Source organism: Saonia sp. (assembly GCF_056326165.1).
In genome coordinates this window covers 1-7,637 of record NZ_JBWFBN010000029.1, presented here as the reverse complement: position 1 = coordinate 7,637, position 7,637 = coordinate 1, and the positions used below count along the sequence as shown (strand labels likewise).

The 7,637-nt window shown below is 33.4% G+C and carries 9 protein-coding genes, 1 tRNA gene and 1 pseudogene; 5 read left to right on the top strand and 6 right to left on the bottom strand.

From position 1 onward, the window contains the following. Position 1: 1 nt before the first annotated feature. Positions 2-75: transfer RNA gene (locus AC000W_RS15400), tRNA-Met, on the bottom strand. Positions 76-211: 136 nt separating this feature from the next. On the opposite strand from AC000W_RS15400, the gene AC000W_RS15395 reads away from it, so the two are divergent. Together AC000W_RS15395 and AC000W_RS15390 are read left to right on the top strand one after the other, a co-directional pair. After that, a complete protein-coding gene (locus AC000W_RS15395; RefSeq protein ID WP_474749566.1) occupies positions 212-595 on the top strand; it encodes an START-like domain-containing protein in 384 nt (127 codons plus the stop codon). Positions 596-649: 54 nt separating this feature from the next. After that, positions 650-1,507, top strand: a complete 858-nt coding sequence (locus tag AC000W_RS15390) for an aminotransferase class IV (RefSeq protein WP_474749564.1) — start codon at positions 650-652, stop codon at positions 1,505-1,507. On the opposite strand, the gene AC000W_RS15385 is transcribed toward AC000W_RS15390, so the two are convergent. From AC000W_RS15385 to AC000W_RS15365, 5 genes are all read right to left on the bottom strand, one after another. Further along, complete coding sequence (locus AC000W_RS15385) at positions 1,500-2,060, bottom strand: YqgE/AlgH family protein (protein WP_474749563.1); 561 nt, start codon at positions 2,058-2,060, stop codon at positions 1,500-1,502. The genes AC000W_RS15390 and AC000W_RS15385 overlap by 8 nt on opposite strands. Before the next feature lie 117 nt (positions 2,061-2,177). Further along, entirely contained in the window at positions 2,178-2,450 is a 273-nt protein-coding gene (locus AC000W_RS15380; RefSeq protein WP_167960767.1) for an HU family DNA-binding protein, read from the bottom strand. A 175-nt stretch (positions 2,451-2,625) separates the two neighbouring features. After that, complete coding sequence (gene fmt / locus AC000W_RS15375; protein WP_474749562.1) at positions 2,626-3,594, bottom strand: methionyl-tRNA formyltransferase; 969 nt, start codon at positions 3,592-3,594, stop codon at positions 2,626-2,628. Continuing rightward, positions 3,575-5,473, bottom strand: coding sequence for a RecQ family ATP-dependent DNA helicase (locus tag AC000W_RS15370; protein WP_474749560.1), 1,899 nt, complete (start codon positions 5,471-5,473; stop codon positions 3,575-3,577). Before AC000W_RS15370 ends, fmt begins: the two co-directional genes overlap by 20 nt. Continuing rightward, positions 5,473-6,030 (bottom strand): AAA family ATPase, encoded by a 558-nt coding sequence (locus AC000W_RS15365; protein WP_474749559.1) that lies wholly within the window; start codon positions 6,028-6,030, stop codon positions 5,473-5,475. Before AC000W_RS15365 ends, AC000W_RS15370 begins: the two co-directional genes overlap by 1 nt. An 87-nt stretch (positions 6,031-6,117) precedes the next feature. On the opposite strand from AC000W_RS15365, the gene AC000W_RS15360 reads away from it, so the two are divergent. The 3 genes and pseudogenes from AC000W_RS15360 to AC000W_RS15350 all read left to right on the top strand — a co-directional run. Next, a complete protein-coding gene (locus AC000W_RS15360; protein ID WP_474749558.1) occupies positions 6,118-6,405 on the top strand; it encodes a DUF493 family protein in 288 nt (95 codons plus the stop codon). Between the two features lie 83 nt (positions 6,406-6,488). Beyond that, entirely contained in the window at positions 6,489-7,151 is a 663-nt protein-coding gene (locus AC000W_RS15355) for a DUF4290 domain-containing protein (RefSeq protein WP_474749556.1), read from the top strand. A 13-nt stretch (positions 7,152-7,164) separates the two neighbouring features. Next, positions 7,165-7,637: pseudogene (locus tag AC000W_RS15350) on the top strand (UDP-N-acetylglucosamine 1-carboxyvinyltransferase); the annotation flags it as partial.

Here is a 7,637-nt window from a genome sequence, read left to right as displayed (position 1 = left end):
GTAGCGAGAGTGGGACTTGAACCCACGGCCTCCGGGTTATGAATCCGACGCTCTAACCAGCTGAGCTACCTCGCCGTGTACTGTAAAACGGCTGCAAATATAAAGCTTAATTTTTGCTCCATCAAAATTAGTCTAATTAAAATATTATTGGGCTTTTATTTTTTTATCATAAAGAAATATATATATTGCCCATAGGAAAATGTTATAGAGAATGAGTGAAAAAATTAAATTTGAGATTGAGTTTGTGATTCAGTCTTCACCACAATTATTATATCAATATATATCTACTCCTTCTGGTCTTTCAGAATGGTTTGCGGACAACGTAAATTCTAGGGGAGAAATTTTTAGTTTTATTTGGGATGGCTCAGAAGAAGAGGCTAAACTTTTGAAAAAGAAGACAGATGAATTTGTAAAGTTTACTTGGGTAGAAAATGACGATGATAGTTTTTTTGAAATGAAAATTATTGTTGATGAAATTACCAAAGATGTTTCTTTGTTTATTTCTGACTTTGCTGAGGAAGATGAATTGGAAGAATCCAAAATGCTTTGGACTAACCAAATATCTGACTTAAAACATGTATTAGGCTCTACCTAAAAAATATAAATAGAATAAGATTATATTTGGCCTTGAATTTTCAAGGCTTTTTTTATGGTTAATTTTTGTGGAAAACTAACTCCAAAAGACTCACACTACCTAAATCACCAAAATAGGGGATTACGGTATGGTGATGCACTATTTGAAACGATTAGAGTAGTGAATGGAAGGGTTGTTTTTTGGGAAGACCATTATTTAAGATTAATGGCGTCCATGCGAATTTTACGTATGGAAATCCCTATGAATTTCACTATGGAGTTCTTAGAAGAACAAATTATGCAAACCATAGATTCTAATGGCCTAGAGAATGGTGCTGCACGTGTTCGTATAACTGTTTATAGAAACGATGGAGGGCTATATTTACCTAAGAACAATGAGGTTTCTTATGTTATTGAAGCTAGTTTGTTACTTGCAACAGATTTTAAAATAAAGGATTCTCCATACGAGGTGGAACTTTTTAAAGATTTTTATGTGAACGCAGATATGTTGTCTACATTAAAAACCAATAATAAGGTAATTAATGTAGTTGGCAGCGTTTTTGCCAATGAAAATGAATATGACAACTGTTTATTGTTAAATGGCAGCAAACAAGTTGTAGAGGCCCTAAATGGAAATATATTCCTTGTTAAGGATAACATTATTAAAACACCACCTAAAAGTGATGGATGTTTAAACGGAATTGTAAGAAAAAAACTTATTTCCATTCTAGAAAAGCATAAGGATTATGTGTTTGAAGAAGTCTCTGTTTCTCCTTTTGAATTGCAAAAAGCGGACGAATTATTTTTAACAAATAGTATTGTTGGAATACAACCAGTAACTAAGTATAGAAAAAAGGAATTTAAGAATACTGTGGCTAAACAATTACTTAACAAGCTAAATAATATAGCTATAGCTAAAGGGGAGGTTAGTTAAGATTGGGGTTTTCTGGCGCATTGGACCACAAAAGGTAATCACCACCCAATTCTATCATTTTTTCTTTCCAAAAGGCATTGGTAGACTTCTGGATAATACCACTCTTATATTTGTTTTGTACCACCACCCATGATTTGGAAGACAGTTCTTGATGGAGTTGAAAAGAATCCCAGCCAGAATAGCCTAAAAAGAAGCGTATATCATCTGATGTTATCATTTTCTTGTTGATTAAGGCCACAGTTTTTTCAAAGTTTCCTCCCCAATAGATACCATTGGAAATTTCAATACTGTCATCTATTAGATGCGGGACCTTATGTATAAAATAGAGGTTGTCTTGCTCAACGGGCCCACCATTAAACACTTGGAAAGGAATGTTTATTTCACTTATTAAGTCACTAATGTCATAATCTAGGGGCTTATTTAAAATAAAACCTATTGAACCCTCATCATTATGTTCTGCTAACAGTACAACAGATCGGTTGAAAGAGACATCGCCAGTAAGTGTAGGTTCAGCTATTAAAAGCTCTCCTTTTTTGGGCTCAAGACCATCCATGTTTTATAGTTATGGTACAATTAAAAATAAGATAAATCTTATAATTAGCAAAGATTATTAAACAAAAAAGCATTTCCTTGGGGGGAAATGCTTTTTTATATATTTAAAAAGGATGATTTAGTTTACTGCTTTGCCTAATTCAGCACCAGCTTTAAACTTAACAACATTTTTAGCTGCAATTTTGATAGTTTTTCCTGTTTGTGGGTTTCTTCCATCTCTAGCATTTCTCCTAGAAACTGACCAAGATCCAAAACCTACTAAAGAAACTCTATCACCTTTTTTAAGTGACCCTTCAACATTTCCCAAGAAAGATTCCAATGCTTTTTTAGCTGCTGCTTTTGTGATGCCTGAATCAGCTGCCATGGCATCGATTAATTCTGTTTTGTTCATAATGTAAGTAAATTAATTGTTGTTAAAATAATTTATATCAGAACAAATTTATATGGATTTGGCATTAACGCAAGTAAAACCAATGTAAATCCGTAATTTTGTTGATAACTTGGGGTGTTTGTTAATAAAGTAAGGCTTTTTTTACGATTCTTCTCAGCCTAGTGATAGCAAGGGTTTACAGAACATATGCATTTTTTGACAAACTCAGTCCATTTAACACATCTTTTATATCCATTTTTCTCTTCCCGGGTAATTGTATTTCTAATAGATTTATATATCCTTTTTTAACGGCTACTTTTAATTCTTTTTTTGAAAAAAGTAGTGTCCCTATTTTTAAATCATGCTCCTGTAACTCTATAGAAGCTAAATATATTTTGATTGGAATTATTCCCTCGTCATTGACCAAATTTGTCCAAGCTGTAGGGTAGGGGCTTAACCCACGAATATGATTATATATATTGGTTATGGATTGTTCCCAATCAATTTTACATGTGTTTTTATGTATTTTGTAAGCCGACTTTAATTCTTTAAAATCTTTTTGTTTTGTTGTTGTAGCAACACCTTTCTCAATCAACTTTGTTGTTTTTAATACAAGTTCTGCCCCTAAATTCATTAATCTATCATGTAAATCACCTGCCGTTTCATCATTTTTTATGGGTGTTTTTTCTTGAAGAATAATTTCTCCAGTATCGATCTTATCATCTATAAAAAACGTAGTTGCCCCTGTTTGGGTTTCGCCATTTATAATTGCCCAGTTAATGGGCGCAGCACCTCTATAATTGGGTAATAAAGATGCATGGAGGTTAAAAGTTCCATATTTGGGCATATTCCAGACTATTTTTGGCAACATTCTAAAAGCCACTACAATAATAAGGTTAGGTTTTAATACCGATAGCTCTTCTATAAAGTCCTCACTTTTTAGGTTGGTTGGTTGCAATATTTTAAAACCCTTGTTAATCGCATATTTCTTTACAGCTGACTCATTTAATTTTCTACCCCTTCCAGCTGGTTTATCTGGAGCTGTGACAACTCCAACTATGTTATAGGAATTTTGCTGTAGCACATCTAAAGTAGCTACTGCAAAGTCTGGAGTACCCATAAATACAATTCGTAATTTCTCTATTTTATCTAAGCTGGTATTCATTTTTTTTGTTGATTGATATCTGTTCGTTTTCCAAAAGTTTTTGGATAATAGACAGGACAATATTCTCTTTATAAGCCAAAGAACCGATTAATTCTCTTGAAGTACTATTTTTTTTCTCAAGGAGATTAACTATTTCACTTTCAATAATACTTAATAATTCTTTGCTTGGTTTTTTGTCTTTTGTACACACATCACAAATACCGCACCTTTCTGTTCTTTTTTCTCCAAAATATTTAAGTAGCTGTATACTTCTACATTCGCTGTCATTTTTAATATAGCTGAGCATACTTTGTACATTGTTGATCTTTAGCTCTTTTTGACTTTCAATTTTATCGGAAAAACGATTAATGGTTCTGTCATCTTCTCTAGGAACAAGAAATGTAATTTCTAAATCTCCTTGCTTGCTTTGGTATTCAATGATTTCATCTTTTTTAAGCTGCTCCAATACTTTAATGAGTTCTGTTTCAGTAACCGTAGTTTTTTTGGAAATTAATAACGTATTTATTTTGGTTTGATATTCAAACAAACCTCCATAGGTTCTTATAATGGTCTGTATAATCGGAGCGATTAATTTGTTTGATTCCATGTAACTGAACAACACATTTTTTGAAGCTATAAATTGAATTGTAGTTCTGTTGGAAAATGTTTCAGACAGAGCAATGACGGAGTTTTGATCTAACAATCTAAGTCCATTGTATGTTAGCATTGGATTTAACTTATATACATCGCACAATTCATTGAATTTAAGTTGGAAGACCTCGTTAAAGCCCTCGCCATAAGCTATCTGAAAGTAACTGTTTAGTTTTTGATACAGAAGTTTTATAAATGCCACATCTGGAAGAATGCTTAAAAATTGTTTTTGCACTTGGCGTTCATCATCCTTATTGGTAATTAAAATTGCTTTAGCTGGCTTGCCGTCCCTACCCGCTCGACCTGCTTCTTGAAAGTAATTTTCAATGCTATCTGGAATTTGATAATGAATCACCATTTCTACATCGGGCTTATCTATCCCCATTCCAAAGGCATTGGTAGCGACTATTATTTGGGTTTTATTTTCTAACCAATTGTTTAAGGTATTGGCCTTTTGCTTTTTGTTCATTCCCCCATGAAAGTAGTTTGCCTTACTGCTATTTTTATTTAAATAATTAGCCATTTCTTCTGCCAATCTCCTAGAACGCACATAAATAATAACACTCTTTTTTGCTTGTGTGCACAATGCCTTTATCCTGTAGCGTTTATCTTCCTCCCAAAGAATGTTCAAAGAAATGTTGTTTCTTAAAAAAGACTCTTTAATTATTGTTGGATCAATTAACTTTAAACTGGTCAGAATATCCTTAGCAACCACTTGTGTTGCTGTAGCTGTAAGAGCAATGGTAGATGCTTGGGGTGCAAGTTCTCGTAGAACAGAACAATTAAGATATGCGGGCCTAAAGTCATTGCCCCATTGAGAAATACAATGTGCCTCATCAATTGCAATGAGGCTCACATTCATTTGTAAAATCTTATCCTTTACTATATCATGCTCCAAACGTTCTGGAGACATGTACAAGAATTTGTAATTACCATAGAGACAGTTATCAAGCAGATTTATAATTTCTTCTTGGGGAATACCTCCTGTCAAGGCAATAGCCTTTATTCCTTTGTTTTTAAGACTATTTACTTGGTCTTGTATTAAAGCGACCAATGGCGATATCACTATACAAATGCCATCCTTTATTAATGCTGGTATTTGGTAACAAATGGATTTTCCACCTCCCGTGGGTAATAATGCAAGAACATCGTTGTTGCCCATTACAGCATTGATGACCTTCTCTTGTGAGCTTTTGAATTCTGAAAACCCCCAATAGTGCAATAGAATGTCCTTAGGGTCTTTCTTCACTATCTTAATTCTTTAAGAATAAATTGAACTCTTTCAATAACTTTTCCAGTAGGAACTTCAATGACATTGTATCCTAAATCCTGATACGTCTTTTCTAATTGGTCGTGAATTTGTGTTGCTTCTTCAAAATTTTCTAGTCGCTCATTGTCAGATACATATATTTCCTCCCAAGGAGGCAATAAAAACACTTTGTCATACCTGTTTAATTGGCAAGTATCAATAAAGTCAACTCCATACTCTTGGTTAAAGTAATCCATGTAGGCCAAGACGTCTGGTAGCGCTCTATCATAAAAAAGTATTTCTTTTTTTATTTCTGTTGCTTTTTTAAATTGTTCCAAGCGGCCTGACAATAACTGTCTATTGAATTCGTACGGGTCTGACACAAAAGCTAGGGGGTTCGATACAAATGAATTGGGATTACCCTCTTCCTTTGCCTTTAAAGTCATACTCCTTATAATTTCATGAAAACAGTAGTAACCACCCTGTTCCAATTTGTTTATCACGGAAGTTTTTCCTGTTCCAGGCCCCCCTGTGATAACTATTCTTTTTGAATCCAAATGAAGAATTTTTATACCACAAAGTAATGAAATCCTTACTAGACTAAAAAATTAGGACTGTTGCAGTATATTTGCTAAAAAGTTGAAATGGACACTGAAAAATCAGAAGAATTTTATAAAAGATTAAAAGAACAATTAGAGGAAAATAATAGCTGGCCAGCTGATTATCTCTACAAGTTCATTGTTCCAACTGATGCTTCCAAGATAGCAGAAATAAATAAGGTTTTTGATAATACAGGAGCTGTAATAGAATCAAAACAATCTAAAAAAGGAAAATATACTAGTATTTCTGTAACAGTTAACCTAAATGGGCCAGATGAGGTCATTAAAAAATACCAAGAAGTAGGTAAGGTAAAAGGGGTAATATCATTATAAAATAGTATTTGTGGTATAATTTTGTTAATTTGCAAGCGTTATTACTACACTTCCATAATACATTTTAAGCAAAAAAAATCAATTTGAACTTAGTAGAAAATTTAGAATATAATACTGAGCGTTCACAGCTCATTATTCCAGAATATGGACGTCATTTCCAAAAAATGGTGGATCATGCTGTATCTATAGCAGATAGAGAAGAAAGAAATAAGGTTGCGCAATCCATAATTAGTGTTATGGGTAACCTACAACCACATTTAAGAGATGTGCCAGATTTCCAACATAAATTATGGGACCAGTTGTTTATTATGTCCGATTTTAAATTGGATGTAGATTCTCCTTTCCCAATCACTACAAAGGAAATGTTGCAGGAAAGACCTGAGCCATTGGATTATCCCCAAAACTTCCCAAAATATCGTTTTTATGGAAACAACATAAAACGTATGATTGATGTTGCCATTGGGTGGGACAAAGGTGATATGAGAGATGGGTTGGAGTATGCTATTGCCAATCACATGAAGAAATGTTACCTAAACTGGAATAAAGATACAGTAGAGGATACAGTAATCTTTAAACATTTATTTGAATTGAGTGATGGACAGATTAATTTAGCTTCATCTGATATTGTACTTACTGATAGTGCCCAATTTCTTAAAAACATTCCCGTTAAGTCCAACAATAGGAATAATAACAGTGGGAAAAAGAATCATAGGAACAATAACAACCGAAATAAGAAACGATATTAATTTTCTTCCGTAAATGGGAATATTTAAAATAGAGGGTGGGCACAAACTTCATGGAGAAATTACCCCTCAAGGTGCCAAAAACGAAGCTTTACAAATCCTTTGCGCTGTATTACTAACTTCAGAAAAAGTTACAATTAATAACATCCCTAACATTGTGGATGTTAATAAATTGATAGCCTTATTGGAAGATTTGGGTGTAAAGATTCAAAAGAAAGGGAAAGGCTCTTATACTTTTAAAGCGGATGATGTTAATTTGGATTATTTGCAATCAGAGCAATTTAAAATAGACGGCAGGGGATTGCGAGGTTCTATTATGCTTGTGGGACCATTATTGGCTCGTTTTGGTAAAGGGTATATTCCAAAACCAGGAGGAGATAAGATTGGCAGGAGAAGATTGGATACCCATTTTGAAGGATTTATAAATCTTGGTGCTAAATTTAGATATAATAGAGAAGAACATTTTTACGGGGTTGAAGCAAAAAAACT

Excerpts from the sequence above, each read along its gene's own strand:
- AC000W_RS15385 (WP_474749563.1), bottom strand. The coding sequence starts at position 2,060 with ATGGATGGTCTTGAGCCCAAAAAAGGAGAGCTTTTAATAGCTGAACCT.
- AC000W_RS15395 (WP_474749566.1), top strand. The coding sequence starts at position 212 with ATGAGTGAAAAAATTAAATTTGAGATTGAGTTTGTGATTCAGTCTTCA.
- AC000W_RS15360 (WP_474749558.1), top strand. The coding sequence starts at position 6,118 with ATGGACACTGAAAAATCAGAAGAATTTTATAAAAGATTAAAAGAACAA.
- AC000W_RS15390 (WP_474749564.1), top strand. The coding sequence starts at position 650 with ATGGTTAATTTTTGTGGAAAACTAACTCCAAAAGACTCACACTACCTA.
- fmt (WP_474749562.1), bottom strand. The coding sequence starts at position 3,594 with ATGAATACCAGCTTAGATAAAATAGAGAAATTACGAATTGTATTTATG.
- AC000W_RS15380 (WP_167960767.1), bottom strand. The coding sequence starts at position 2,450 with ATGAACAAAACAGAATTAATCGATGCCATGGCAGCTGATTCAGGCATC.